The organism is Bacillus altitudinis 41KF2b, from assembly GCF_000691145.1.
Taxonomy (GTDB): domain Bacteria; phylum Bacillota; class Bacilli; order Bacillales; family Bacillaceae; genus Bacillus; species Bacillus altitudinis.
In genome coordinates, this window is sequence record NZ_ASJC01000008.1 from 67,689 (window position 1) to 92,343 (window position 24,655).

Here is a 24,655-nt window from a genome sequence, read left to right on the forward strand (position 1 = left end):
CGATAGATACATACAGGAGGAACAAATGAAAAAACAATTGATCACAGCTGCAAGTGCAGTTCTACTTGGGACGACATTATTTGCCGGAGCTGCCTCAGCACAATCAGTAAAGGTTCAAAAAGGTGACTCTCTTTCTGTTCTAGCGAAAAAATACAAAACAACCGTGAGTAAGATTAAATCAGACAATAAGTTGAAATCTAACACGATTTATGTTGGACAAACCTTAAAAGTGAATGGTACTTCTTCAAAAAAGGTAACGAAAACATCAAAAACAACAACAAAAGTAAAAGCGTCTTCAACGACAGCCACTCATAAAGTTGTCAAAGGAGATACTTTATCTAAAATCGGCAAAAAATATGGAATGACAGTGAAAGAGCTGAAATCGTTAAATAAACTCAAAACAGATCTGATTAAAATTGGACAAAAGCTGAAAGTGAAAAAGACGTCCAAAGTGAAACCAACACCTGTCAAAGAAAAAACAGTTGCTACTTCTTCTTTAAACACGTCTAAACTCGTAGCAGATGCGAAAGCACAAAACGGTACACCATATAAATGGGGTGGAACGACACCGAAAGGCTTTGATTGCAGCGGTTTTATGTGGTATATCATTAACAAACAAACAAAGATTTCAAGACAAACAACTGAAGGTTTTTGGGGATCAATGAAAAGCGTCTCAACACCTAAAGTTGGAGATTTTGTCTTCTTTACAACCTATAAATCTGGCCCATCTCACATGGGTGTCTACCTTGGGAACAACAAGTTTATCCACGCTGCTTCTGATGGTGTGACAATCAGCGATATGACTTCAAGCTATTGGAAGCCAATTTACCTTGGCGCAAAGACATTTGTAAACTAATAATGGATCTTAAGAGACTGCTTACTAGGCAGTCTTTTTTTTTGTATATCGTTTGCGCAGCTCAATCAGTCCTTTATCATAGCTCTCTATGAGTCTAAAGGCTTTTAAATAAGCAAAAGTGAAGACAAGTTATCAAAAGAATAATTTTATTTTCACTTTATAAAAATTATATCAAAAAAGTATAATTTTGTATTTTGTATAATAAATAGAAGAAGCCAAGCTATGATTTGAATAAAGATTGAAGAAAATCTACCCTGATGATTGACAAATATTTTGTTGATAAATAAGAATTTTCACTCTATTTTGAAAAAAAGTGTTTTCATTTTTTAATTTTCATATATAATAATTTTACGCCACTAATTTATTGCGCTAAATTAAATCTAAATATTCAGAAAATAAAGTGAATTACGAAGTGGTGGCGTCTTTAGACGGATACTAAGTTTTGGGAGTGATGGTATGAGCAATTCGTTGTTTAGAAAGAAGAGCATTTCAGAGCTAATTGCGGCAACACAAGGGGAAAAAGCGTTAAGAAAGGAATTAGGTTCATTTGACTTAACGATGCTTGGTATTGGAGCGATTATCGGTACAGGGATATTTGTACTGACAGGTACAGGCGCCGTCACAGCAGGACCAGGACTTGTTTTATCATTTGTGATTGCAGGTCTTGCATGTTTATTTGCGGCATTGTCATATGCGGAATTCGCTTCCACAGTGCCAGTATCAGGATCTGTTTATACATTTACGTACGCATCTATGGGAGAATTTTTAGCGTTTATCATTGGCTGGGATTTGATATTAGAATATATGCTAGCCGCTAGTGCCGTTTCAGCAGGTTGGTCAGGCTACTTTGTGTCGTTTTTAAATGGGATAGGGATTCATATACCGGTTGAATTAACAGCAGCACCAGGTGGTTTAAAGGGTCAAGTGACATATTTTAATCTTCCTGCATTTATTATTTTAATGATCATCACCTTCTTGCTGTACTTCGGTATTAAAGAATCAAAACGAGTCAACAACATTATGGTCATTATGAAAATTGCGGTGATTCTGCTCTTTATTTTAGTCGCTGTGAAATATGTAAAACCTGAAAACTGGACACCATTCGTTCCTTTTGGAACTTCAGGCGTGTTAAGTGCAGCAGCTCTCGTATTCTTTGCATTTATCGGATTTGATGCAGTTGCTTCTGCGGCAGAGGAAACAAAAAATCCATCCCGCAACTTGCCAAGAGGAATCATCACTTCCTTATTGATTTGTACCGTGTTGTATGTGGTAGTCAGTGCGATCATGACAGGCATTGTTCCATTTATGAACTTTGAGGGAGTATCCCATCCAGTGTCTCTTGTTTTACAAGTAGCCGGTCAAAATTGGGTGGCGGGTATTGTAGATGTTGGGGCGATTTTAGGGATGACCACGGTCATGCTTGTCATGCTGTACGGCCAAACACGTGTCATGTTTGCCATGTCTCGTGATGGCTTGGTACCAAAGGTTCTTTCAAAGGTTCATCCAAAACATAAAACACCTTATATCAATACTCTTTTCTTTGGAACATTGTCAGCATTAATGGGTGGATTCATTCCGCTTGATGAGCTGGCAAGTCTAGTGAACATCGGAACACTTTCAGCTTTCATTTTGATTTCAGTTGCTGTCATTGTCATGAGAAAAACACAGCCTGATTTACCGAGAGCATTCAGATGCCCCGCAGTGCCGCTCATTCCAATCTTGGCTATTCTATCTTGCGGACTGCTCATTTATAAGCTTGGCACCATCACATTTGTTCGTTTCTTAATCTGGCTTGCCATTGGGCTTGTTGTCTATTTCTTATATTCAAGAAAGCACTCCGAATTAAACAAAAAATAAGAGTGTACAGAAAAAGCCAGTCAAGTATGACTGGCTTTCAGCGTGTAGACAAACCCTCGCATTCGTTGTCAGTCCTGCGCTTCGGTGCTCACGAATGTCAAATTCGCTCCGCGCCGATGCTCGTCCTTCCTAGACTGCAAAGGTTTTCTATCACGCTGAAAAGAAGACAAAGGGCTAAAATAAAATTCATTTTAGCCCTTTGTCAACAATCTGAAAGCCAGTCAAGTATGACTGGCTTCTTAGTATTAAAAACCTAATTGAAGATCGACATCAATGGAGACGATCGCATAGACACAAACGATGACAAAAATATTCAGAACGACGCCTAGGAAACCTGGTCCAGTGCGGCCTTTTTTAATGAACAGTTCAATCACACCGAATGGAACTGCGGCCATTGCAAAAGGAAGCATTTGAAACGAATAAAATGTCACATTGCTGATAATGGCGAGGTTCAGCATGAGCAGCGATAAAATAGCGGTGCCGACCGAAATCCAGCCAAACACATTATGCTCTTTAAAAATTCTTACCAATTCCATAATTCCACCTCGCTCACTTTGGCCGTTTTAATGCGTTTTGTCTTCACAAATTTCTCTATTTCTTTAGAAGGACCTGTGACAACAGAACCGTAAACCGTGACACCATTTTGATTGATGTAGCGTATTCGGTTAGAGAGGTCAAGTTCAGGTCTGCCAGAGATCGTTTTTGCCCAGGATGGATGCTGGTTGACATAGGCGAGGGCATCTTTGAACTGATCAACCTCTGTTTTTGATGTGTGCTGAAGCTCTTTTAAAAATTCAGAGTCTTTCCCGGGAAAACCGATTGGACGCTGATTTCCACTTAATGAATCTTCTGTTTTTATCGCATTCCAAAGCACTTTCATATCATATTTTTTAGAAAATGAATACACGTCTTTCGGTGTGTATGCTTTGTCATAGGATACATACACTTCACTCACTGTTCCTTCAGGTAACTTGTCTAAAGTGGTGAGTGTTTGTTTTTTAGATGTATCTGCCTGCGACGAAGGGTGCGTAAAGAAATCCTCCGTATTACGTGCGCTGTCGCCATAATAAGAGATCGTAGGCTGCTTTAATTTATCGAAAAACATTTCGATTTGTTCACTACCGATGGCTTCTGTTTTATTGCCAATTTGTTTTTGCAGCTTAAGTTCTGTGTTCATACCAAACAGTTTGACTTGCCCTTTTAAATCCTTCATATCAATGGCGACATTCGGTTTTGTTAGGGCGACTGTTACAGCGGCCGTTTCCATAAAATGATTGCCTTTACTGTCTGCTCCGCCAACGCCGTAGTATAGATAACTACCTAGTGTACAAAGCGGTAAAATAATCAGCGTAGATATGACAGCAAGCACAGAAATACGTAAATAGGACTTTCTTTTTCCGTATTGTAAAATGGCTTTTTGTTTTTCAGGACTGATGGAGAAGTCTGTCCAATCTGAGTCATTCAGTTCTTGGCTTAAGCGTTTTTCATTTTCTTCGAGCTCTTCTTCAAACGCCATCATTTCTTCTTCATTCATCTCGCCATTATTATACTGTTCCCATCGCTTATTAAACTCTTCATTCATCATTAACACCTCTGTTATATAGTGCTTTTAGGCGCTGCCTTGCACGAAATAAAACACTTTTAAAATTTGCTTCAGTAATATTCATGACCTTGGATGCTTCTTTGTAATTCAGTTCTTTTAAATAATACAATGTCAACGCTTCCTTGTAGTTATCTGGAAGCTGCTCCAAATACATGTTGAGGACTTCTTTTATTTCAATCTGTTCAGCAGGACTTTGTACAGACGTTTGTAAAAGGCCGCCAATGAGATCATCCGATATGGTCACTTCTTTTTTATGTTTCCTGACATAATCAATAAAAGCATTTCGTGCCACCTGAAATAACCAAGGTTTCACTTTGCTATGGTCGTAGGAATGAATATGTATATAAGCACGCATAAAGGTTTCCTGCAATAAGTCCTCTGCCAAATGTTTGTCTTTTGTCATGGAGAGCAGAAACCTGTAAACATCGTTCATATACATTTGATAAATTTCATCGATCGTCACTGATTTTTCTCCCCTCTATGTTATACACGCATAAGAAAGGCATAAAGTTGCACGAAACTTCTCATAGGCCGTACATTACTCATCTCTTTCACCGAATCAAAATCATTTCTCCTTATCATAGCGAAATTTGCATCATTTATAAAGTGTTTTCAATAGAACAAATCAGGAAAAAAACTCAAAAAACGACAATTTTGGACACATTTCTTCCTCTATTCTCTCCTAAAAACACATACTTGAATACAGAAGGAGCGGTCATCTTAAGTGAAAAGATGATTTTAGTGAACCGTCTCTATTTTATCAGCAGGAGAAAATTTTTAGTACCAGGTAATAAAAAATTTGTTATAATAGAAACAAATCCTTCATTCTTCAAACAAAGGAAGTGCACTATGTATAAATTTTCAGGCTATACCGTCAAAGCATTTTTTGCTCTCCGAGGCGGAATCAAAGTATATCAAAAAGAAAATCTGCCAACAGACCGGGGGTTTGTCATTGCTTGTACGCATGAGGGTTTTGTGGATGTTCTTGCATTAGGCGCAGGAATTCTTCCGTTTGAGATCCACTACATGGCGAAAAAAGAATTGTTTGCAAATAAATGGATCGGCGGATTTTTAAAGAAGATTCATGCTTTTCCAGTTGATCGAGAGAATCCTGGGCCAAGCAGTATTAAAACGCCCATTAAATTATTAAAAGAGGGGAAAATCGTTGGGATTTTTCCAAGCGGAACACGTACAACAGAAGATGTTCCTTTAAAAAGAGGGGCCGTTACGATTGCGCAGCTCGGCAAATCACCAATCGTACCAGCAGCGTACAAAGGACCTTCTAATGCAAAAAGCCTTTTTAAGAAGGGGAAAATGCGCTTAATTATTGGTGAACCGATTGAGCTGTCTGAATTTGATCATCTGCCGCCAAAAGAAAGATTAGGTGCGATGACAGAAGTATTAAACACAAGAATCAAAGAACTTGAAGCTAAGTTAATCGAAAAGGGATAAAGAAAACGACCACTTGCTAAGGCAAGGGTCGTTTTTTTCTTAAGAAGCGCCTTCTTCAGCTGCTTCTAATAGTTGTTCGTTTAGTTTTTTGACTTCGATGTATGCCACATGGTGTCCATCGACTTCATTAATGATAAATTCATAGCCTTGTTCACGAATCGCGTCATTTTTCTCGACTTCATATTTTTGTGTAAGGAACCAGCCGCCGATTGTGTCGACTTCTTCGTTATCAAGCTGAATACCTAGTAGCAGGTTAACTTGATCTACAAGGACCTTTCCATCAAAGATGTAGTGGTCTTCTCCCAATTTACGCACTTCGTTGATTTCATCAATATCGAATTCATCACGAATCTCACCGACGATTTCTTCAAGGATGTCTTCAACTGTTACAAGTCCTGCTGTACCGCCATATTCATCTGATAAAATGGCCATGTGTACTCGCTCACGCTGCATTTTAAGCAGTAGATCATGAACAGGAACCGTTTCAATTACATGAATAATTGGGTTTACAAAATGTTCGATCGTATCACTTGTGGAACATTCACCACTAATACATGCAGTGAGTACTTCTTTAATATTCACAACACCGATGATGTTGTCTTTATCGCCATCTTCAATTGGATAACGTGTATATTTCTCGACTTTGGTCACTTTCAGCATTTCCTCAATCGTAATATCATGCGGGAAGCTGACAACTTCGGTACGAGGAATCATAATTTCTTTCGCCAGACGGTCATCAAATTCAAAAATTTTATTCACATATTTGAATTCAGACTGGTTAATCTCGCCGCTCTTATAGCTCTCAGATAAAATAATCCGCAATTCTTCTTCAGAGTGCGCCATGTCATGCTCAGAAACTTGCTGAAGACCAAATGCTTTCGTTAATAAACGAGCAGATCCATTTAACACCCAAATGAACGGAAACATCACTTTATAAAATATCATAAGCGGTCTAGCAAATAGAAGGGACACTTGCTCAGCCTTTTGAATGGCGAGTGTTTTTGGGGCAAGCTCTCCAACCACGACGTGTAAAAACGTCATAATACTAAACGCAATAATAAAAGTGACAATATGACTGGCTGATTGAGGAATCGACAGCTCTACAAATAGTGGAGCAAGCATATGCGCAATTGTTTCTTCCCCTAACCAACCAATCCCAAGGGCGGTAATGGTGATACCAAGCTGACAGGCCGATAAGTACTCATCAAGATGAGTCGTGACGTGCTTGACAGCAACTGCTGTTTTATTACCTTCTGCAATTAATTGATCAATTCTTGAGCTTCTTAAGCGAATGATCGCAAACTCCGATGCAACGAAAAACGCGGTTAAAGCTATAAGTAAAGCAACTATGAGTAAATTCACTATGTCCAATTAAGGCCTTCGTTCTGACTTTGAGAACGAAGGTAACACCTCCTGTTTAGTAAAAATTTTAACTTAACAGCAGTAAAAATGATTGGACAGCCGTCATTTTTTCAGGAGTAAGCTGCTCTTTTAGTTTTTCACGTTGTTCTGGCTGAAGCTGCTTACAACGTGCCAAAATGCGGTCCATATGCTCATTCATCCGATCGATATCAGAGGTTAAATGGACAAGTTCGTCATGGTCTTCCTTTTGAGAAGGGAATTGTTCATCTAATCTGGATTTGATGTCAGAAAGAGCCAATCTCTGCTGTTTGCAAAGAACGATTAATTGTAATCGTTTTAAAGCATGTTCATCGTAATAACGATAATTAGAGCAAGATCTAACAGGCGCAAGCAACCCTAGATTCGTATAATAATCTACAGTTCGTTTCGTCACCTGTGCAATCTGTGCTAGTTCACCAATACGATACTTTTTCTCAGCCCCATCTGAACATCTCCTCCTAACCGTCACGTTATAGTTTATGAAAATAGTTTAATATAATTCGAGTCTGAAATACAAGATAATTGTTCAGATTTCCTGCCAATATGAAGAAACAAAGGGCATTTCCATCAATTTAGGTTGTCATCTCTAAAATACTGTAGCGATACAGGAATTTTCAGATTATTTATGGTAAGATAAAATGAATACCGTTTCATATATATGTAGAGAGACGGATTTTACGTGAACCGGAGGTGGTTAAGTGGGGCCCTCAAAGTAGTCTTATTTAATCAGTTAACCGTTTTGCAAAAGATAACATCATCAATCAGGAGGTGACTCCTTGTTCTTCTAAGAAAGAGCAAGGTTAAATGGACGATATTGTTAATCTGAGTATAGTCGGAGTTTTGATTGCTTTAACAGCTTTCTTTGTTGCATCTGAATTTGCCATTGTAAAGGTGAGAAGTTCAAGAATTAATCAGCTTGTTGCCGAAGGGTCCAAAAAGGCTATCATGGCGAAAAAGGTGACATCAAGGCTAGATGAATATTTGTCAGCCTGCCAGCTCGGTATTACAGTGACATCCCTTGGTTTAGGGTGGATCGGTAAACCGGCAGTAAAAGAACTTTTAGTTCGAGGTTTTGGTTTGACAAACATTCCTGATTCAGCAATCAGCCTGATCTCAGCAACACTTGCGTTCTCTATTATTACCTTTTTGCATGTAGTTGTTGGCGAGCTTGCACCAAAAACACTTGCCATACAAAAGGCAGAAAAAATGACGCTTTGGCTGTCAGGACCGCTGCATGCATTTTATATCCTTATGTACCCTTTCATTTATGTCTTGAACGGGTCAGCCCGTGTACTAACGAAAATGATGGGTATCGATATGGGGTCTGAAAAAGAACATTCCCATTCCGAAGAGGAATTAAAGATTTTATTATCTGAAAGCTTAAAAAATGGGGAAATCAACTCATCAGAGTATAATTATATGAACAAGATATTCGATTTTGATAATCGAATCGCAAGAGAAATTATGATACCGCGAAGAGAAATTTGTGCGATTCCAGAAGATATGCCGTTAGACGAAATATTGGCGATCATGACAAAGGAAAAGTACACACGCTTCCCAGTGTTTTCAGGGGATAAAGACCATGTCATTGGCATGCTCAACAAAAAGCAGCTCTTTGCAGATATTGTGTACCAAGGAGAAAAAGATCAACTGAAGCTTCAAGATTATATTTATCCAGTGATTGAAGTGATTGACACGATTCCAATTCAAGAGCTTCTCGTCAAGATGCAGCGCGATCGAATGCATATGGCGATTTTAACGGATGAATATGGCGGGACATCTGGACTTGTCACAACGGAGGATATTTTAGAAGAGATTGTTGGAGACATTCGAGATGAATTCGATGAAGATGAGCAGCCGGTCATTCAAAAGAGAGCGGAGCATCATTATATATTAGATGGAAAAGTGAGATTAGAGGAAGTTCAAGATTTGATCGAAATGTCATATCATGATGAAGAAATTGATACGATAGGCGGGCTAATCTTAAATGAGAACATTGATATCCGAGAAGGACAATCCATTTATCTTGATGATATTCGGATGAAGGTCTTGGAGATGGATGGACGCTATGTGAAAAAGATCGACCTGAAAAAAGGCGTCACATCATCAGAAAAAGAAAATACACGAACAGGGCTTGATATAAAAGAGCCACTGTTAGTAAATGAAATGACCTTGAGCGAAAAATAAGCTCAAGGTTTTTTTAGGTATTTAGCCTCTTTTTTGAGAATGTATGTTCGTATATAATAAGAACAAACGTTCGTAAAAGGGGGATGGACATGCTCTGGTATGAAACAGCAAGTATCGCGGAGAAAAAAACCTCAATGAAACGTATTGAGTTTCATTTAAAAAATTTCAAGAACTATCAAGCAGCCATTTTAAATATTGAAAGACAGCTTGAAAAGCGAAGTTCTCTCCAACATCATCATATGGCACGTCAAAAATTAGAAGAGCAGAAAAGTCAGTATGAACTGATTGTTGCTTGTATTGAAACGGCTTTAAAAGAATTGGATGAAATAGAGCAGCAGCTCATTGATTATAAGTATTTTCGAGATTGGCGCATGGCAAAATGTGCAATCGAAATCGGCTATAGTGAGAAGACACTGTTTTTAATGAAGCGCCAGCTGATGGATCAACTGCTCATCAGCCTAGCTGCCATCACAGATATTTAAAACAGAAGTTGTCCTATTTGATAAAACGCCGCAAAAAGGCATAAAGAGCCGATAATTGTCACAAGTAAATAGGCAGCAAGCTTTCCTATTTGACGCTGCATCAGCATCGTCGCAGATTCTACACTAAACGTAGAGAATGTGGTAAAGCCGCCAAAAAAACCGGTTCCTATGATCACTAGCAGTGGATGATTAGACGTTACAGCGCCTGTGAGAAAACCTAAACCGGCTGCACCTAATAAATTAATGAAAATAATACTGTACGGGAAAAGGGCATGGGACGGAGTTTTCTGGATTGTTTGGCTGATGAAGAAACGACATGCACTGCCGATCCCTCCAGCTACAGCTGTATAAAAAACAATCATTTATTTGCTTCCTTTCTGCTGCTTATTTTGATGAAAGAGCCGTTCTGCAAGGATCAGGCCAGCTAAAGCAGCGGCTACTCCAGCAATGACTGAGAGCAGGATGTACATCATACTTAAATTGAACTGCCCTGCCTGTAACAGAAGAACTGTCTCTTTAGAAAAGGTGGACATGGTCGTAAACCCGCCGCAAAACCCTGTTCCAATCAAAGCAGCAAGATCTTTTTTCCCTTTCTGAAATAGAAAGTATCCTGTCGCAAAACCAAGAAGTAGGCTGCCGGAAATGTTTTCAATCATCGTTGCATAGGGGAATGTCTGGCTGATGACGGTTTGGCTTAGTTCATATCTGCAAAGTGTACCAATCAATCCACCGATAAAAACGGCGAAATAAGTTTTCATCTGCATCATTTCTCCTTTTGAAAAAATAGCGGGTTATCCGTTACCACACCATCAATTGGGTATTTTTTGATTCGATCCGCTGTTTTTTGATCTTTTACAGTCCATATGAATACTTCCATTCCGAATGAATGAATACGATCAATCCACCATCTATTGATCATCGTTTTCTTCATATTAAGACCATTTGCAAACGAGCTGTATGCCGTTAACTTTCGTTTCGTTAGTTTAAATGCATCAGGCTTTATAATCAAAGCTGTGCGAAGAGAAGGGGCGAACGCTTTGATTCTTTGCAGTGCATGAACATCAAAAGATTGAATCATGATATGACGAGAATAGGCAAACCGATTGATGATGCGGGCAACTGCCTTTTCGATTCCTATCTGCCGTTTTGGGTGTTTGATCTCGATCAATATCCCAATCCGCTGACTGTATCTTTCAAGAATTTCTTGTAATGTTGGAATTCGTTCATTCGTATACTGTTGGTCAAACCAGCTTCCTGCGTCCAGTTTTTTCAACTGATCAAGTGTATAACTTTTGACTAAGCCGTTTCCGTTCGTCGTTCGATCAACGGTATCATCATGGATGACGACGACGTGCTGATCCATTGTCATTTGTACATCTAATTCAATATAATCTGCTCCTTGCTCGACAGCTACATCAAACGCAGCGATTGTATTTTCTGGGGCGGCGCTTGATGACCCTCTATGTGCGATAATATACACTTGCTCCAGCTCCCTGACATAAGTTCTGGTCTTTATCATATCAAATGCTTTGGTGGTTTTCCTTCTTTACTATATGGAGAAGAAGAGCGCCGTATTATCATGGAACCTCATGTACCGAAAAAGCTTGATGTATCATTTTGAAAAGTTTACAGGAATAGAGCAAGCTTTGATTGAGTAAACCTGAATTACATCAATTTTTCTTCGATCAATTTTGTCCAAATCGTCAGCGTTCGTCAAAATATTAGTGCTTTCGTCATGTTGACTGAAAATTCTGATGTTTTATAATGATGAAAAGGAGGCGAGATGATTGGGTAAAGGGAGAATTAGAGTGGAAGAACGTATTAAGGCCGAAACGGATGCTGAAATGTTTAAAGCGACTCTCCTTGATCAGGCTCAGAAGAAAAAGTAGTTTGCTGCCCGTCGATATGTCTCAAGCCAAAATTTCATAATTGAACATCATGCCTCGGGATAGGTCCCGAGGCTTTTTATATAGAGGTTAGACATTTAAGAGAGGACATAAACGAAGGTTATATTATAAACTAGAGAGGATTGTTTTAAAGGAGAGAGACAGAGATGTTTACACAAAAATGGATGGATACATATTTTACAGTCGATATTGCGATCCAAATAGGCATTAGCCTTTGTATTTTATTGCTTTTTTTATTACTTCGAAAAGTATTTACGAAATACTTGTTTCACCTGCTCTTTAAACTGACAAACCGGTCTAAAACCGAAGTCATTAACCAAATTGTCGTGGCGTTTGAAAAACCTGCGAGGCTGTTTTTTGTGGCACTAGGTTTATATTTTGCGTTAAGACAAGCCCCATACTTTGAGCACCATATGGATGTCATTGTCAAATTGTATAGATCCTCTATTATTTTGATGCTGACGTGGGGACTTTGTAATCTAACCGCAGCTTCTTCCTTCTTATTTCAAAAAGTGAATTCAAAATTTGAATTAGAGATGGATGATATTTTAGCGCCATTTTTATCAAAGGTTCTTCGTTTTATTATTATTGCACTGAGTATTAGCGTCATTGCACAAGAGTTTAATTATGATGTGAACGGACTTGTGGCTGGGCTTGGTCTAGGTGGTCTTGCTTTTGCGCTCGCTGCGCAGGATACAGTGGCGAACTTTTTTGGAGGAATTGTGATTATTACAGAGAAGCCTTTTACAATGGGCGATTTTGTAGAGACTCCAAGTGTACTTGGAACTGTAGAGGACATTACCTTCCGAAGCACAAAATTTAGAACACCTGCTGAAGCGGTGGTGACCGTGCCAAATTCGACCCTTTCAAAGGAGCCGATCACAAATTGGACGAGAATGAATAAACGTCAAATTACGTTCTCTGTTCGCGTATCTTACAATACACCGAAAGAAAACATTGATAAGTGCATCAAACGTCTGAAACAAATGCTTTATGAGCATGATGGGGTTCATAAGGAAACGATAATGGTGAATTTCGATGTGCTGGCAGACAGCTATTTAAACTTATTCTTTAACTTTTATACAAACACAACGGCTTGGTCTGAAAACCTGGATATTAAGCAGGATATTAACTATCGCATTATTGATATTTTCCATGAAGAAGGGGTAGAATTTGCTTTCCCTGGACAGACCATTTATATGAAACAAAAAGGTGAGAAACAGCTCGGTGAATAAAGGAGGAATGGTGGTTGGATCAAACAAAAGTGGCAGCGCTAAGAGAGAGATTATCAAAGGCCTCACATATTACGGTCCTTTCAGGTGCTGGGATGAGCACAGAATCGGGAATTCCCGATTTTAGATCAACAGGTGGACTATGGACAGAAGATACCTCTCGCATGGAGGCAATGAGCCGGTCTTACTTTTTATCACATCCTCATCAATTTTGGCCGAAATTCAAAGAATTGTTTCAAATGAAGATGAGTGGAGAGTACGAGCCAAATGCTGGACATGCTTTTTTAGCCAATTTAGAAAAGCAAGGAAAACGCGTGGATATTTTCACGCAAAATATCGATGGTCTGCATAAAAAAGCGGGAAGCCAGCATGTGTATGAACTGCATGGTTCCATTCAAACAGCTACATGTCCATCATGCGGGTCAACATACGAACTGCCTTATTTATTACAAGAAGAGGTGCCGGTTTGTGAGCGGATTTCATCAGACGGCCGCACATGTGGACGAGTACTTAAAACAGATGTTGTCCTTTTTGGAGACATGGTGAAGCACTTTGATCAAGTGGAGAAATCGCTCCAGCAAACGGACATGCTGCTCGTCATGGGAACTTCCTTAGAAGTGGCACCAGCACGATATATTCCAGAAGATGCTGCTCATCATCCTTCCATCTTTAAGGTCATGATGAATTTAAGTGAAACGGAATTCGATCCGCTGTTTGATCTTGTCTTTCACGAACGAATTGGCGAGCTTGTGAATGCTTTATAAATCATAAAAAACCCGCATCCAACAGGTGCGGGTTTTCTTTATTGCTGTAGTGGCTTCATTGTTTCATCAAGGACTTCAAACGTGTAGCCCTTCGCCTTTAATTGTGTGATCAGACTGTTTAAGTATTTTGCGGTAGCTGGTTGATCATGCATTAAGATGATTTTTGGCTCTTTCGGGTACTTGGTTTCAAGCACTTGCAGCTGATTTAATACTTCTGGTACATATTTTGAGCTTTTATATTTCCAGTCAAGACTGTCAATGGTCCAGTCCCAGTATACAAAGCCTTTTTGTTTTAAACGTGTTTTTTGCTGGTCTGTTAAGTTTGGAGAACTGCCATAAGGTGTTCTCACAAGATGTGTATATTCACCAGTAACAGAAGCCAATATACGTTGATCTTCTTTCATCTCATTTACAGGAGAATCACTTTTTTGATAAAAGCGTTTCACATCATGCGTGATGCCATGAAGTCCTAATTGATGACCTTCTTGATGAAGTCTTTTCACAGCTGCTGGGTGTTCTTTGATTTGCGGCCCGAGCATAAAGAATGTGGCCTTCACTTGCTGTGATTTTAGCACATCTAACAGCTGATTTGATGTAGCAGAAGGGCCATCATCAAAGGTCAAAAAGATCGTTTGATCCGTTACATGTTTGTTTGGATTGATCTTAAAATGTGCATCTAATGTTTTTGGCGAATCATCTTTTGCTTTCAGACTTGTACTTGTGTCTCGAAATGGACTGCTCGCAGACACTTCATTCGGTTGATCTGCTGCCTGCATATTGGTTTTAGATATATCCCAAATGAAAAAAAGGATCAATGTCAGAATGACTAGACCAATTGCCTTTGAGAGCAGCATCGTGTTTGAAGGTGTCTGTTTTTTCGTAACCCGTTGCATTACAATCGCTCCAATAAATCAGTAGTTTGTGTCGAATCATGTAGTGGATTCTGTCTTTTTTCGCTGTTTTTTGTCGTACTCATATGGAGTAAGTATACAGGAAAAAAGAGCCTATGAATATAGAAGATGCTAAAAAATTGGAATCTTTTTGGTTATGAATCTATATTTGTTACAATAGAAGGTTATCCAGTCAAATGGATATGAAATAATTCTGAATAATCATTGAAACGTTTACATTTATCCGCTAAGATAGCATCAGATTCAACCATTAAGCAAAGCGAAGGGGAGATTCCATATGAAAGTATTGTACAATGGGGATTTTATTGAAAAAAAAGATGCACATGTTGATATTGAAGACAGAGGCTATCAATTTGGCGACGGAGTCTATGAGGTCATCCGCGTATATAATGGAACTTTGTTTACATTAAAAGAGCATACTGAGCGTCTATTCAAGAGTGCAAAGGAAATCGGCATTCATCTGCAAGGTACAGTATCCGATATGGAAGAGAATTTGAAGAAGCTAGTCGCAGATAATCAAGTGATTGATGGTGGCGTGTATATTCAAGTCACGCGAGGCGTCGCACCTCGTAAACATCAATATGGTGCACTTACCCCTCAGATTACGGCATATACATTTCAAGTGAAAAAGCCTATTCAAGAGCAGACAGCTGGTGCGAAAGCTCTATTGTCTGAAGATCTTCGCTGGTTAAGATGTGATATTAAAAGCTTAAACCTTTTATATAACGTCATGGAAAAGCAGAAAGCGTCTGAAGCTGGTGCGTTTGAAGCGATTTTAATAAGAGACGGCTTTGTGACAGAGGGAACGTCCTCGAATGTGTATGCCGTCATTGACGGTGTCATTCGTACACACCCAGCAAATAACCTGATTTTAAACGGCATTACACGTAGAAAGCTGCTAGAGGTTTGTCAGGAAGAAGGATGTCGTGTGGAAGAAACCCGCATGAGTAAAGACGAACTTTTGCATGCGCAGGAAATTTTCATTAGTTCAACGACAGCTGAAGTGATTCCAATTGTAGAGATAGATGGTCAGCCAGTTGGGGAAGGTGTTCCAGGGGAGATCACGAAGCGTGTACAGGAAGGGTTCCAGAAAAAAATTAAGCATGAAAGCGAAGCATCTATTTCTTCGTAAAAGGAAAAAGGCTGTAAACCAATGTTTACAGCCTTTCAGCGTGTAGACAAACCCTCGCATTCTTTGTCAGTCCTGCGTGCTGGTGCTCACGAATGTGAAATTCGCTCCGCGCCAGTACTCGTCCTTCCTAGGGCTGCAAAGGTTTTCTATCACGCTGAAAAGAAGACAAAGGGCTAAAATCAAGTTCTTTTAGCCTTTTGTGATGACATTTATTTCACGATCAGTACAGGTATATCTGATTTGGACGATAACTTTTCACTCACACTGCCAAAGAGCATTTTTTTCAATCTGCTTTGGTCACGTGCTCCCATGACGATGAGGTCTGCTGAAATCTCTTCAGCGTATTCGATAATCGCTTCTGCAGGCTCCCCTTCAACAATTTCAATCGCAGCTTCAAACTGCTCTTCATTTAACAGCATTCTTGCTTCTGCAACGACCTCTTCTGTATGGTCTTCAAAAATCAAGGGACTTTGCTGTTCATCATGAGGTACATACACAGGGGGTGTTTGAAGGTCTGCCATGCCGCCTCCGATATAAGCGCCGCCAGTCATTGGGCGAGGTGCATCAAACACCTGTCTGCTGGATTTCCCATCATGAGCGTAGGCAATGGTCAGCTTGGCATGCAACGTTTTGGCTAAAGCGATTGCCTTCTTTAATGCTTTCTTACTGTCTTCATGTCCATCAAACGCAACGACCATCCGATCAGCTTGAAACAATGTCCTCATTCCTTTCAAAAGGAGTCTATACGTTCATGGTATACCCGATATCTGAAAAAGATACACATAAAGGGTGTGAACTTTTTGTTAGAAAATTTCATTTATTGAAAAATATTTATTGACAAAATAGTGACAGCCACTATAAGATAAAAAAAGATTCAAGAGCCAAAAGGAGGAAATGTCATGTGCAACATCATTGGAAGAATGAAATCAAACTGCATGAAAGGGTTGATTCACGTGACAATTACACCTTCATTGGTCATTGAAAAGGGACTCGTATGTTCCAATTGATCGGATGAATCAAGGCGTATGTTGCGTATTTGTCAACATGCGCCTTTTTATCATGTATAAAAGAGGCGTACCAGTCAGCTGGTTGCCTCTTTTTTTGTTGTATACATTTCGCATCTCGAAATAATGGAATGCATCAACAACTAAATGAAGAGGAGTGAAAGCATGTGAACATGCCAAAGGCAAGACAAATGACAAAAGCTCAAAAAACGAAACAAGGTGACAATCAGGAAAATATAGAAAGCGGCTAGCTTTAAAAGGAGAGACAAACATGTTTTCAGTATTTGTGAAATTAGGCTGGTTCTTTAAACAAGAGTGGAGGCGCTATACAATCGCCATTACACTGCTGCTCATTGTGAATGTACTTGAAATGCTGCCACCGAGGTATCTAGGTCAAGCAGTTGATGACATTCGGTCTGGTCAATTTACAACATCCAGTATTCTGTTTTACGTAACCATTTTTTGCTTACTTGGTGTCAGTGTCTATGCGCTCACTTATTTTTGGATGTACCAGTTATTTGGCGGCGCGAATGTCATGGAACGTGTGATGCGCGGAAAATTAATGCGCCACTTACTTAAGATGACACCCACCTTTTATGAAAAGAAAAAAACCGGAAATCTAATGGCACTAGGTACAAATGATTTGAATGCTGTGGCTTTAACAACAGGATTTGGCGTTTTAACATTAGTCGATTCCACTGCTTACATGCTGATGATCTTTTTTACGATGGGACTGACGATCAGCTGGAAATTAACTTTAATGGCCATTATTCCGATGCCGCTGATGGCGATTTTGATAGCGTTTTATGGCAGTAAAATTCATGAACGCTTTACAGTCGCTCAAGATGCATTTGGTGATATGAATGATCGTGTATTAGAATCAGTTGCCGGCGTTCGGGTGATTCGGTCTTTTGTACAGGAAAAACAAGATGTGAATCGCTTTCGAGAAATGACAGATGATGTTTTTCAAAAAAATATGAGAGTGGCGATCATTGATTCATTGTTTGAGCCGACGGTGAAATTGCTTGTGGGGATCAGTTATTTAATCGGTATCGGTTACGGCGCATATCTTGTGTTCCAAAGTGATTTAACCATTGGTGAGCTTGTTGCATTTAACGTCTATCTGGGGATGATGATCTGGCCAATGTTTGCCATTGGTGAATTGATTAATATCATGCAAAGAGGAAATGCCTCATTAGACCGGTTGAATCATACACTCAGTTATCAACCGGATGTAACTGACGTAGCCAAGCCAAAAACATTACAAGAGCCTGGCGATATTCGATTTGAACATGTGACATTTAGGTATCCAACTTCCTCTAAAGATAATCTAACGGATGTCTCCTTTACTGTACGAAAAGGGCAAACGATTGGTATTACAGGAAAAACGGGAAGCGGAAAAACAACGATTGTCAAACAGCTTCTTCGTCAGTATCCGACAGGTGATGGAAAGATCTTGTTTTCAGGTGTTCCAATTGAGGACATTGAATTGGATCAACTGTTCCAATGGATTGGCTATGTTCCGCAAGATCATGTCCTTTTCTCTAAAAGTGTAGAAGAGAATATGCGTTTCGGTCATAGAGACGCGAGAGAAGCTGAATTAGCACAAGCGATTAAAGATGCTTACTTTGAAAAGGATTTACGCCTTTTACCAGAAGGCTTGGAAACCATGGTTGGAGAAAAGGGAGTGGCGCTGTCAGGAGGACAGAAGCAGCGGATTTCCATTGCACGTGCTTTATTAATTGATCCAGACATTTTGATTTTGGATGACTCGTTATCTGCAGTTGATGCAAAAACAGAAACGGCTATTTTAGAGAATTTAAGACAAAATCGTCATGGAAAAACGACATTTATTACAACCCACCGTCTATCAGCTGTAGAGCATGCGGATCTCATTCTTGTCATGGAAGAAGGACGTATTGTTCAAAAGGGAACCCATCAAGCGCTTATTCAGCAAGATGGATGGTATAAAGAGCAATTTCTGCGTCAGCAGCTGACAAATCAGCTGGAAGGAGGGGATGAGGCATGACAACAGGGAGAAGACTTCTTGCCTATGCACTCCTATATAAAAAAGTATTGTCTGTTGCTTTGATCTTTCTGATCATTGCAGTTGGTGCTGAGTTGACAGGACCTTTCATTGGGAAAAAAATGATTGATGATCATATTTTAGGTGTAGAAAAACCGTATGTTGAGGTAAATGAAAAAACAGATAAAACGGTTTATTACCAGGGAAATAACTATATAAGAAGTGACCGGCTACAGAATCAAAATGAAGATGGAAAGCAAATCAATGTCGTGCAAGTCGGATTTGGGTACTATTTTGTGAATGAACCGATTCGCTTTGACGGGAGCCGGACAATAGAAGGGGATCAGCTCACCATTGAAAATGGGAGCGAGCGTGAGACGTATCAGGTACAGCGTTTATCCAAAGAGGAAATCTTCGCTTTTTATCAGCCGGAAATCAGTGGTTTGGTGCAGCTTGTTCTATTTTATTTTGGGATGCTCGTCATTGCGATTTTCTTTCAATATGGGCAGCACTATTTACTCCAGCGTATTGCAAATCGCATTATTCAAAAAATGCGAGTGGACGTATTTGAACATATTCAAACGCTTCCGATTCGGTATTTTGATAATTTACCGGCTGGAAAGGTTGTCGCGCGGATTACCAATGACACAGAAACCATTCGTGATTTATATGTCACAGTACTAGCGAATTTCGTCACGAGTGCCATTTACATGATTGGCATTTATATCGCCATGTTTTTATTAAATGTGAAGCTGGCGCTCATTTGTTTAGTGGCTGTTCCGATTATTTTCCTATGGTCGATGACTTACAGAAAGTTTGCGTCGGTTTACAATCATCGCATTCGATCCATCATCAGTGAAATTAATGCCAAGCTAAATGAAGCCATTCAAGGAATGACGATTATTCAAGCATTTCGACATGAACAAGCAACAAAAGAAGAATTTGATGAGCTGAATAACAATCACTTTCGATATCAGCGAAAGATGCTTCATTTAAATTCACTACTCTCACATAACTTGGTGAATCTGCTTCGGAACTTAGCATATGTCGCACTCATTTGGTATTTTGGCGGTGCGTCCTTAAGTGCCACGGGCATTGTATCGATTGGGGTGCTCTATGCATTTGTCGATTATTTAAATCGTTTGTTCCAGCCGATTACAGGCATTGTGAATCAATTTTCTAGATTAGAATTAGCAAGGGTTTCATCTGAACGGGTCTTTCGATTATTAGATGAGCCTGGTACTGAAGTGGAAGAACCGGTTCAGAAGAAAATCGAGGGGCACGTTCAATTTCAGGATGTTACCTTTGCGTATAATGAAGGGAAAAATGTATTAAAGAACATCACCTTTGAGGCGAAAAAAGGTCAGACGGTGGCACTCGTTGGACATACCGGTTCTGGGAAAAGTTCGATCATGAATTTGCTACTGCGTTTTTATGATATTCAGCATGGGGATATCCTCATTGATGGAAAAAGCATCTATGATCAGTCGCGCCAAACGTTGCGTAAACAAATGGGCATTGTACTTCAAGATCCTTATTTATTTTCTGGAACGATCGCATCCAATGTCAGTTTAGGAAATGAAGACATTAAAAGAGAAACGATTGAAACATCGTTAAAGCAAGTGGGCGCAGCAGAACTATTAAAGCATTTGCCTGAAGGTTTTGATGAACCAGTTGTTGAAAAGGGGAGTACTCTTTCCTCTGGGGAGCGTCAATTGATTTCATTTGCCCGTGCACTGGCATACGATCCAGCGATCTTAATTCTAGATGAAGCGACGGCTAACATCGATACAGAAACAGAAGCCATCATTCAACGGGCACTAGATGTCGTCAAAGAAGGACGAACCACTTTTGTCATTGCACACCGATTATCTACTATTAAGAAAGCTGACATGATTTTGGTGTTAGAAAAGGGTGAGATTGTCGAGCGCGGCAGCCACGAAGAGCTCATGGAGCAAGGCGGACTGTATGCGCAAATGTACGAATTACAAAAGGGAGCTGTGACGAGCAGCTGATAGGATGAGCAGCAAAAGCCTCTTTCAATTTGAAAGAGGCTTTTTTCATGGCAATGAAAAAAGTCGAGGCTTCATGAAATGATCTCGACTTTTACTGGTTGTATATCATTTACACGAACTAAATGGTCAATAAGCTATACCGACGCGTTGATGCACAAATTCCTTTGAGTTTAACTGCTGATACAAAAAGTGTGCGGTATCTTCAACTGAAATTTTCTGTCCATCTATAGGGAGAAAATTCTTTTCATAGCGATATGACCGTGTCACTTCTCCATCTGGTAAATAGGTTGGGCAAATGATTGTCCAATCTAGTTCAGTTGATTGAAGAATTTCAAATGCTTTGGCATGTTCTTTAGCAGCTCGGGAAGTGGTTCGCCTTGATTCATTTGTTTCAAAGCGGTAAAGCTCAGGCTGCTGCCTTGCTTTTAAAATCCCCGCAGTGCCAATCGTTATAATTCTTGATGTTCCTGTTTGCTTCATGGCTTGTACGATATGCTCCATTGAAACAGATAAAGTATCATCACCATCTGTTGATAGACAGCTCACGACAATATCTGATCCTTTAATCGTTTCAAGCACATCCTCTTGATTTCTGGAATTGCCGGTGACTTGAAACATACCCGCAAGCATTTCTTCCCGGTTTGTCCGAATTAACGAGCGAACCATGTAACGATCATCTTCTTTTACGAAACGAAGAAATGCTTGTCCTACACGTCCATGAGCACCGAAAAGAGCTATTTTCATCTGATCGATCCCTCCACTACATACTATAAGTGAAAAGAACTTAAAATGGTACAGTTTTATGTCATGCTTTTTTTATAAAGATGAAAGGACCGAATACTATGAGCATATTCACATAATAGAGAGAGACCGACAAATTGTAGAAGTTCAAAATTCACACCTGAAATAATGTCCATGAAGATCCGCTCCTTTCTAATACATCATATGAATTCAAAAGGAATCGGTGAGGGATAAAACCAAAAAAAGAAGACACCATAAGAGGTGCCTTCTATGATCCAGATATGAAATTAAGCTTTTGTTCCGCCAAGGTTTTGCTGAGCGTAAGATACAAGACGTTTAGTGATTTCTCCACCAACTGAACCGTTAGCACGAGCTGTTGTTTCTGCTCCAAGGTTTACACCAAACTCAGAAGCGATTTCGTATTTCATTTGATCGATTGCTTGCGCTGCTCCAGGAACTAGTAATTGATTTGAACTATTAGAATTTGCCATGATGTGAATCTCCTTTTTATATATGATTTTTTTGGTTGGGTTTGCTGGAGTCGCACCAGCGAAATGACCAAGTCATTTGCCACTTGGCGAAACCCAATGCGGTAACTGCTTTGTACTAAATATTATGGTTCGCTACGAAAAAAACATACGGAAAAAGAACATGGTAAATGTTGTTTTCACATACAAAAAACCACCACCCAATGGTGATGGTTTGTGGAACGTCTTCTTATTCAGCTGAGCGGATGCGCAGCTCAGTCTCTGTATCAAAGAAGTGAGCTTTATTCATATCAATGGCAAGAGGGATCGTCTGACCTGCCTGAATATCTGTGCGAGAATCAACTCGTGCAATAAACGTTTGACCAGCGAGAGAAGAATAAAGCATCGTTTCGGCTCCCATTAATTCAGCCACTTCTACGTTTGCTTCAATTTTTGTTCCTTCAGAAGCCTCTATAAACACAGGCTCATCATGGAAATCTTCTGGTCTGATGCCTAGAATCACATCTTTTCCGATATAGCCCTGACTGCGTAATACTTTCATTTTTCCTTCTGGTACACGAATGTGCGTATTCCCAATGGCAATGGCTCCGTCAGACAGTTTTCCTGTAAAAAAGTTCATCGCTGGAGAGCCAATAAATCCTCCTACAAAGACATTCTCTGGGTTTTCATACACATCCTTTGGTGCGCCAACCTGCTGAATAAAGCCATCTTTCATGACAACAAGCCGAGTAGCCATTGTCATGGCTTCTGTTTGATCGTGTGTGACATAGATGAATGTCGTCTGCAGCCGCTGATGAAGTTTAGAAATTTCGGCACGCATCTGAACACGAAGTTTAGCATCTAAATTAGAGAGAGGTTCATCCAAAAGAAAGACTTTTGCATCTCGCACAATGGCCCTTCCAAGTGCAACACGCTGTCTTTGACCTCCAGACAATGCCTTAGGTTTTCGATCTAAGTATTGTTCAAGCCCTAATATTTTCGCAGCGTTTCGTACCCGCTCATCAATTTCTGCTTTAGGAAATTTTCGAAGCTTTAATCCAAAAGCCATATTATCGTACACATTCATATGAGGGTATAAGGCATAGTTTTGGAAAACCATCGCAATATCCCGATCTTTTGGTGCCACATCATTCATTCGCTTGCCGTCTAATAGAAAATCCCCTTGTGAAATTTCTTCAAGGCCTGCAATCATGCGGAGGGTTGTTGATTTTCCGCACCCAGATGGACCAACAAACACAATAAATTCTTTATCCTCAATATGTAGATTAAAGTTATCTACTGCTGTTACTTTGTTATCATACACTTTATAAATTTGATTCAGTATCATTTCAGCCATAGGTGGTAGCCTCCCAGTCCTTTTTTTGAAAGCGCTTTACTTATAAATGAAGTGTATAAAAAGGAAGGGTGTCTGTAAATGGACAACGTGCACAACATCTTATTTTCATTTTTAGGCAAGGTGCTCATGATAGGATCATTTAAGAAAGATCGAGAAGATTCATCATGAAATAGGCAGCTGACGCTTCTTGAAAATGCCGTATATCTAGTCCTGTCCGTTCAATAAATTTATCAATCCGATACTGAAGGCTGTTTCGATGAACATATAAAGCTTTTGCTGCCTGCGATGCATTTAAATTACACTGCATATAGGTCGTGAGAGTCCGGTAAACGTCCCGATCAAAGATTGTTTCTATAAATGCATCTGAAATAGCGGCAGAAACCATGTCTGTATCATGGCGAATGAAAGCAGGTAGACATTGATAAAATGTTGCAACCCCTGACCTAAGTTTTCCTTGCTTCAGATGCCATAAAAAGAGCTGATGTTCATTTAATAATCTCATTTTTAAATTTCCATTCGGCAAATGCAGCTGTCCTTGCATGAAGACAACGTCTGTTAAAAAATCACTTGTGATGGCTTGAGACAAATCATGTAGCTGTTCAAGTTGACCATTTTCTGATGTAGCGTTTGTTTGAATGAGCATAGCTGTTTCAGTGCCTGTCCATATGAAATGAATATGTTCGAGGCTGCTGTTCACAGCCTCTTTTATTTGCTGCCTTTGTTCTGCTTGGTGATCCATTTTAAAAAAATGAACACGGACGGAGTGATCGATGGTGATTGATTTGTTTTCAAAGAGATAGCTGTACCATTTCTGTTCTTCTTCCGTTTCCTGCGTATGAGGTACATCAATTGGTGTGAGGAATGAATTGAGAAGAAGCGTTTCCCTTTCTGTTAGCTCCGTTTTGTTTACTCCGAATATTTCGCCTTCGTCTGTTTGATACCAGAGAGTTTGTTTATCATTTGTTGGTGAACTGATGATATGGTGTCCGTAAACAAGTTTTAGCTTTTCTAACATGGCGAGGCTCCTTAAACAGTTTAATCATACACATGGAATAGCATTAATTCGTGGATTTCTTCTTTTAAGGTTGGTTCAACTTCATGAGGCGGAAGCTGAGAGCCCCATTCAATATCACCCGTTTTGTGATAAATGCCTTCATAGTGTGAACCATTATGAAAAAAGGATATTTTCCAACCAGGTAATTGCGCTTTTTTAAAGAGAGGTTTCCATTGAAAATGAGAAATCATATCATCATTGCCTCCT

At 39.6% G+C, this 24,655-nt stretch carries 26 protein-coding genes; 11 read left to right on the forward strand and 15 right to left on the reverse strand.

Annotated elements, in window-relative coordinates; translation table 11 throughout:
• Nucleotides 1–25: 25 nt before the first annotated feature.
• Together BA79_RS14000 and bcaP are read left to right on the forward strand one after the other, a co-directional pair.
• The gene (locus BA79_RS14000) at nucleotides 26–856 is read left to right on the forward strand and encodes a C40 family peptidase (protein ID WP_007497097.1); all 831 of its coding nucleotides are present in this window, start codon (nucleotides 26–28) and stop codon (nucleotides 854–856) included.
• A gap of 456 nt (nucleotides 857–1,312) precedes the next feature.
• Nucleotides 1,313–2,713, forward strand: coding sequence for a branched-chain amino acid transporter BcaP (bcaP, locus tag BA79_RS14005; RefSeq protein WP_008348986.1), 1,401 nt, complete (start codon nucleotides 1,313–1,315; stop codon nucleotides 2,711–2,713).
• 245 nt (nucleotides 2,714–2,958) lie between these two features.
• Here bcaP and BA79_RS14010 read toward each other — a convergent pair whose 3' ends face one another.
• From BA79_RS14010 to BA79_RS14020, 3 genes are read right to left on the reverse strand one after another with little or no spacing between them, the layout of a single operon-like run.
• A complete protein-coding gene (locus BA79_RS14010; RefSeq protein ID WP_008348984.1) occupies nucleotides 2,959–3,249 on the reverse strand; it encodes a hypothetical protein in 291 nt (96 codons plus the stop codon).
• Nucleotides 3,237–4,295 (reverse strand): anti-sigma factor, encoded by a 1,059-nt coding sequence (locus tag BA79_RS14015; protein WP_017366923.1) that lies wholly within the window; start codon nucleotides 4,293–4,295, stop codon nucleotides 3,237–3,239. The genes BA79_RS14010 and BA79_RS14015 overlap by 13 nt, the downstream gene beginning before the upstream one ends.
• On the reverse strand, nucleotides 4,288–4,779 hold the full coding sequence (locus tag BA79_RS14020) for a sigma-70 family RNA polymerase sigma factor (protein ID WP_008348979.1): 492 nt from the start codon (nucleotides 4,777–4,779) through the stop codon (nucleotides 4,288–4,290). Before BA79_RS14020 ends, BA79_RS14015 begins: the two co-directional genes overlap by 8 nt.
• Nucleotides 4,780–5,165: 386 nt before the next feature.
• Here BA79_RS14020 and BA79_RS14025 point away from each other — a divergent pair, with 386 nt between their 5' ends.
• Nucleotides 5,166–5,768 (forward strand): lysophospholipid acyltransferase family protein, encoded by a 603-nt coding sequence (locus tag BA79_RS14025; protein ID WP_017360344.1) that lies wholly within the window; start codon nucleotides 5,166–5,168, stop codon nucleotides 5,766–5,768.
• Nucleotides 5,769–5,807: 39 nt separating this feature from the next.
• On the opposite strand, the gene BA79_RS14030 is transcribed toward BA79_RS14025, so the two are convergent.
• Entirely contained in the window at nucleotides 5,808–7,139 is a 1,332-nt protein-coding gene (locus BA79_RS14030) for a hemolysin family protein (RefSeq protein ID WP_007497105.1), read from the reverse strand.
• 58 nt (nucleotides 7,140–7,197) lie between these two features.
• Nucleotides 7,198–7,638 (reverse strand): MerR family transcriptional regulator, encoded by a 441-nt coding sequence (locus BA79_RS19190; RefSeq protein WP_081827002.1) that lies wholly within the window; start codon nucleotides 7,636–7,638, stop codon nucleotides 7,198–7,200.
• A 335-nt stretch (nucleotides 7,639–7,973) separates the two neighbouring features.
• Here BA79_RS19190 and BA79_RS14040 point away from each other — a divergent pair, with 335 nt between their 5' ends.
• Together BA79_RS14040 and BA79_RS14045 are read left to right on the forward strand one after the other, a co-directional pair.
• The gene (locus BA79_RS14040; protein WP_017360343.1) at nucleotides 7,974–9,356 is read left to right on the forward strand and encodes a hemolysin family protein; all 1,383 of its coding nucleotides are present in this window, start codon (nucleotides 7,974–7,976) and stop codon (nucleotides 9,354–9,356) included.
• Nucleotides 9,357–9,445: 89 nt separating this feature from the next.
• Nucleotides 9,446–9,838 (forward strand): hypothetical protein, encoded by a 393-nt coding sequence (locus BA79_RS14045; protein ID WP_024719967.1) that lies wholly within the window; start codon nucleotides 9,446–9,448, stop codon nucleotides 9,836–9,838.
• Here the strand turns inward: BA79_RS14045 and BA79_RS14050 are convergent.
• The 3 genes from BA79_RS14050 to BA79_RS14060 are packed head-to-tail and all read right to left on the reverse strand — an operon-like array spanning nucleotide 9,835 to nucleotide 11,318.
• Nucleotides 9,835–10,200 carry a CrcB family protein gene (locus tag BA79_RS14050; RefSeq protein ID WP_017360341.1) on the reverse strand — a complete coding sequence of 122 codons (366 nt, stop codon included), beginning with the start codon at nucleotides 10,198–10,200 and terminating at the stop codon, nucleotides 9,835–9,837. The two genes, BA79_RS14045 and BA79_RS14050, sit on opposite strands and share 4 nt — an antisense overlap.
• Complete coding sequence (crcB, locus tag BA79_RS14055) at nucleotides 10,201–10,602, reverse strand: fluoride efflux transporter CrcB (protein ID WP_035703428.1); 402 nt, start codon at nucleotides 10,600–10,602, stop codon at nucleotides 10,201–10,203.
• The gene (locus BA79_RS14060) at nucleotides 10,602–11,318 is read right to left on the reverse strand and encodes a glycerophosphodiester phosphodiesterase (protein ID WP_035703430.1); all 717 of its coding nucleotides are present in this window, start codon (nucleotides 11,316–11,318) and stop codon (nucleotides 10,602–10,604) included. The genes crcB and BA79_RS14060 overlap by 1 nt, the downstream gene beginning before the upstream one ends.
• Nucleotides 11,319–11,625: 307 nt before the next feature.
• On the opposite strand from BA79_RS14060, the gene BA79_RS19410 reads away from it, so the two are divergent.
• The 3 genes from BA79_RS19410 to BA79_RS14070 all read left to right on the forward strand — a co-directional run bounded on the left by BA79_RS19410 (nucleotide 11,626) and on the right by BA79_RS14070 (nucleotide 13,741).
• Nucleotides 11,626–11,727, forward strand: coding sequence for a YhdX family protein (locus BA79_RS19410; RefSeq protein WP_017360338.1), 102 nt, complete (start codon nucleotides 11,626–11,628; stop codon nucleotides 11,725–11,727).
• A 164-nt stretch (nucleotides 11,728–11,891) separates the two neighbouring features.
• The gene (locus tag BA79_RS14065; RefSeq protein WP_017360337.1) at nucleotides 11,892–12,980 is read left to right on the forward strand and encodes a mechanosensitive ion channel family protein; all 1,089 of its coding nucleotides are present in this window, start codon (nucleotides 11,892–11,894) and stop codon (nucleotides 12,978–12,980) included.
• 29 nt (nucleotides 12,981–13,009) lie between these two features.
• On the forward strand, nucleotides 13,010–13,741 hold the full coding sequence (locus tag BA79_RS14070; protein WP_026050067.1) for an NAD-dependent protein deacylase: 732 nt from the start codon (nucleotides 13,010–13,012) through the stop codon (nucleotides 13,739–13,741).
• A gap of 38 nt (nucleotides 13,742–13,779) precedes the next feature.
• On the opposite strand, the gene BA79_RS14075 is transcribed toward BA79_RS14070, so the two are convergent.
• Nucleotides 13,780–14,634: a polysaccharide deacetylase family protein gene (locus BA79_RS14075; RefSeq protein WP_035703432.1), complete on the reverse strand. Its 855-nt coding sequence runs from the start codon at nucleotides 14,632–14,634 to the stop codon at nucleotides 13,780–13,782.
• A gap of 295 nt (nucleotides 14,635–14,929) precedes the next feature.
• Here BA79_RS14075 and dat point away from each other — a divergent pair, with 295 nt between their 5' ends.
• Complete coding sequence (dat, locus tag BA79_RS14080; protein WP_008348952.1) at nucleotides 14,930–15,784, forward strand: D-amino-acid transaminase; 855 nt, start codon at nucleotides 14,930–14,932, stop codon at nucleotides 15,782–15,784.
• A 209-nt stretch (nucleotides 15,785–15,993) separates the two neighbouring features.
• Here the strand turns inward: dat and BA79_RS14085 are convergent, their stop codons facing one another.
• Entirely contained in the window at nucleotides 15,994–16,500 is a 507-nt protein-coding gene (locus BA79_RS14085; RefSeq protein WP_008348950.1) for a universal stress protein, read from the reverse strand.
• Nucleotides 16,501–17,059: 559 nt separating this feature from the next.
• On the opposite strand from BA79_RS14085, the gene bmrC reads away from it, so the two are divergent.
• Both bmrC and BA79_RS14095 read left to right on the forward strand, forming a co-directional pair.
• Nucleotides 17,060–18,817, forward strand: a complete 1,758-nt coding sequence (gene bmrC, locus BA79_RS14090) for a multidrug ABC transporter ATP-binding protein BmrC (RefSeq protein ID WP_035703435.1) — start codon at nucleotides 17,060–17,062, stop codon at nucleotides 18,815–18,817.
• The gene (locus BA79_RS14095) at nucleotides 18,814–20,829 is read left to right on the forward strand and encodes an ABC transporter ATP-binding protein (protein WP_035703438.1); all 2,016 of its coding nucleotides are present in this window, start codon (nucleotides 18,814–18,816) and stop codon (nucleotides 20,827–20,829) included. The genes bmrC and BA79_RS14095 overlap by 4 nt, the downstream gene beginning before the upstream one ends.
• A 126-nt stretch (nucleotides 20,830–20,955) precedes the next feature.
• On the opposite strand, the gene BA79_RS14100 is transcribed toward BA79_RS14095, so the two are convergent.
• From BA79_RS14100 to BA79_RS14120, 5 genes are all read right to left on the reverse strand, one after another.
• Complete coding sequence (locus tag BA79_RS14100) at nucleotides 20,956–21,573, reverse strand: NAD(P)-dependent oxidoreductase (RefSeq protein ID WP_008348943.1); 618 nt, start codon at nucleotides 21,571–21,573, stop codon at nucleotides 20,956–20,958.
• 284 nt (nucleotides 21,574–21,857) lie between these two features.
• Nucleotides 21,858–22,061: an alpha/beta-type small acid-soluble spore protein gene (locus BA79_RS14105; RefSeq protein WP_008348940.1), complete on the reverse strand. Its 204-nt coding sequence runs from the start codon at nucleotides 22,059–22,061 to the stop codon at nucleotides 21,858–21,860.
• Between the two features lie 226 nt (nucleotides 22,062–22,287).
• On the reverse strand, nucleotides 22,288–23,394 hold the full coding sequence (locus tag BA79_RS14110) for an ABC transporter ATP-binding protein (RefSeq protein ID WP_035703441.1): 1,107 nt from the start codon (nucleotides 23,392–23,394) through the stop codon (nucleotides 22,288–22,290).
• 139 nt (nucleotides 23,395–23,533) lie between these two features.
• Complete coding sequence (locus tag BA79_RS14115; RefSeq protein WP_008348935.1) at nucleotides 23,534–24,409, reverse strand: helix-turn-helix domain-containing protein; 876 nt, start codon at nucleotides 24,407–24,409, stop codon at nucleotides 23,534–23,536.
• A gap of 20 nt (nucleotides 24,410–24,429) precedes the next feature.
• A complete protein-coding gene (locus tag BA79_RS14120) occupies nucleotides 24,430–24,639 on the reverse strand; it encodes a YheE family protein (protein ID WP_008348933.1) in 210 nt (69 codons plus the stop codon).
• Nucleotides 24,640–24,655: the final 16 nt, after the last annotated feature.

Excerpts from the sequence above, each read along its gene's own strand:
- BA79_RS14075 (WP_035703432.1), bottom strand. The coding sequence starts at position 14,634 with ATGCAACGGGTTACGAAAAAACAGACACCTTCAAACACGATGCTGCTC.
- BA79_RS14110 (WP_035703441.1), bottom strand. The coding sequence starts at position 23,394 with ATGGCTGAAATGATACTGAATCAAATTTATAAAGTGTATGATAACAAA.
- BA79_RS14045 (WP_024719967.1), top strand. The coding sequence starts at position 9,446 with ATGCTCTGGTATGAAACAGCAAGTATCGCGGAGAAAAAAACCTCAATG.
- BA79_RS14025 (WP_017360344.1), top strand. The coding sequence starts at position 5,166 with ATGTATAAATTTTCAGGCTATACCGTCAAAGCATTTTTTGCTCTCCGA.
- BA79_RS14000 (WP_007497097.1), top strand. The coding sequence starts at position 26 with ATGAAAAAACAATTGATCACAGCTGCAAGTGCAGTTCTACTTGGGACG.
- BA79_RS14040 (WP_017360343.1), top strand. The coding sequence starts at position 7,974 with ATGGACGATATTGTTAATCTGAGTATAGTCGGAGTTTTGATTGCTTTA.
- crcB (WP_035703428.1), bottom strand. The coding sequence starts at position 10,602 with ATGCAGATGAAAACTTATTTCGCCGTTTTTATCGGTGGATTGATTGGT.
- BA79_RS14015 (WP_017366923.1), bottom strand. The coding sequence starts at position 4,295 with ATGAATGAAGAGTTTAATAAGCGATGGGAACAGTATAATAATGGCGAG.
- bcaP (WP_008348986.1), top strand. The coding sequence starts at position 1,313 with ATGAGCAATTCGTTGTTTAGAAAGAAGAGCATTTCAGAGCTAATTGCG.
- BA79_RS14105 (WP_008348940.1), bottom strand. The coding sequence starts at position 22,061 with ATGGCAAATTCTAATAGTTCAAATCAATTACTAGTTCCTGGAGCAGCG.
- BA79_RS14065 (WP_017360337.1), top strand. The coding sequence starts at position 11,892 with ATGTTTACACAAAAATGGATGGATACATATTTTACAGTCGATATTGCG.
- BA79_RS14050 (WP_017360341.1), bottom strand. The coding sequence starts at position 10,200 with ATGATTGTTTTTTATACAGCTGTAGCTGGAGGGATCGGCAGTGCATGT.
- bmrC (WP_035703435.1), top strand. The coding sequence starts at position 17,060 with ATGTTTTCAGTATTTGTGAAATTAGGCTGGTTCTTTAAACAAGAGTGG.
- BA79_RS14100 (WP_008348943.1), bottom strand. The coding sequence starts at position 21,573 with ATGAAAATAGCTCTTTTCGGTGCTCATGGACGTGTAGGACAAGCATTT.
- BA79_RS14115 (WP_008348935.1), bottom strand. The coding sequence starts at position 24,409 with ATGTTAGAAAAGCTAAAACTTGTTTACGGACACCATATCATCAGTTCA.
- dat (WP_008348952.1), top strand. The coding sequence starts at position 14,930 with ATGAAAGTATTGTACAATGGGGATTTTATTGAAAAAAAAGATGCACAT.
- BA79_RS14120 (WP_008348933.1), bottom strand. The coding sequence starts at position 24,639 with ATGATTTCTCATTTTCAATGGAAACCTCTCTTTAAAAAAGCGCAATTA.
- BA79_RS14010 (WP_008348984.1), bottom strand. The coding sequence starts at position 3,249 with ATGGAATTGGTAAGAATTTTTAAAGAGCATAATGTGTTTGGCTGGATT.
- BA79_RS14095 (WP_035703438.1), top strand. The coding sequence starts at position 18,814 with ATGACAACAGGGAGAAGACTTCTTGCCTATGCACTCCTATATAAAAAA.